Source organism: Candidatus Symbiopectobacterium sp. NZEC135 (assembly GCF_025962695.1).
The window spans coordinates 1-898 of record NZ_JAGFPF010000839.1 but is presented as its reverse complement, the minus strand read 5'-3'; the positions used below and the strand labels follow the sequence as shown (position 1 = coordinate 898).

Sequence of the window (898 nt, the reverse complement as noted above, 5' to 3'; positions counted from 1 at the left end):
GTCAGGGACAGCGTATTGAACAAGATTGCTGTCAAACCCAGCCGTTTTAACGCGGTTGATTAACCTAACAGCGGTTCTCGCGCCGTCTGATCCCAGACAATGCTTTGAATAAAACTGCCGGGCGTGGCGCCAAAGGCATTTTTAAAATGACGGGTGAAGTGGCTCTGGTCGGAGAAACCGCACTGCGACGATACCGCTGCAAGCGTATGCCCATGCAGCATCAGCGTCTTCGCCTTGCGCAACCGCGCCTGCACCTGGTAGGCATGCGGAGGAATGCCCACCAGCGCCTTAAATTGACGTAAATAGTGCCACGGACTCAGCTCCGCCATCGCTGCCAACGTGGTCAGCGACCACTCTTGCTCGGGCGTATCATCCAGCAGCATTTTGGTCTGTAGCACACGCTGCTCGGAAAAAGGCAGCGGGCGCGGCGGGCGGCGGGTTTTGCTGTAACGCAGCATCAACCAACTCAGCGATGAGAACAGCAGCGTCTCTTTTAACAGCGTGTTACCCGGTTGCGCCAACAGGCGAAACGCCATCTGTAACTGCTGCGCCAGACCCGGATCGTGCAGCACTGCGTCAGGAAACCATGGCACCGTCCCGTCGGACTGATGGAGATCGTGGGAGATAGCGCGAAACAGATCCGGATGTGGGTAGATAGCGCGATAGGCCCAGCCATTTTCACGGGCCGAGCATCCGGTATGAACATCATCCGCATTGACCAAAATGATGTCGCCCTGTGGCGCAACGTGCTCACCGCCGGTGCGATAAAAACGCTGAGCGCCTTCTTCAATCACACCGACACAAAAGGTGTCATGCACATGGCGGGAAAAGCGTTGGCGATAATAGCGTGCCTGCAACATTTCCAAGCCGCCAAAGGCTTCCAATCGATGGTACTGCG

Annotated in this window: 1 protein-coding gene; it reads right to left on the bottom strand. The window is 56.5% G+C overall.

Translation table 11 applies throughout. The features are described from left to right. Window positions 1–59: 59 nt before the first annotated feature. Window positions 60–898, bottom strand: an 839-nt coding sequence (locus J5224_RS30860) for an AraC family transcriptional regulator (RefSeq protein ID WP_413544751.1), incomplete at its 5' end; no start/stop codon positions are given.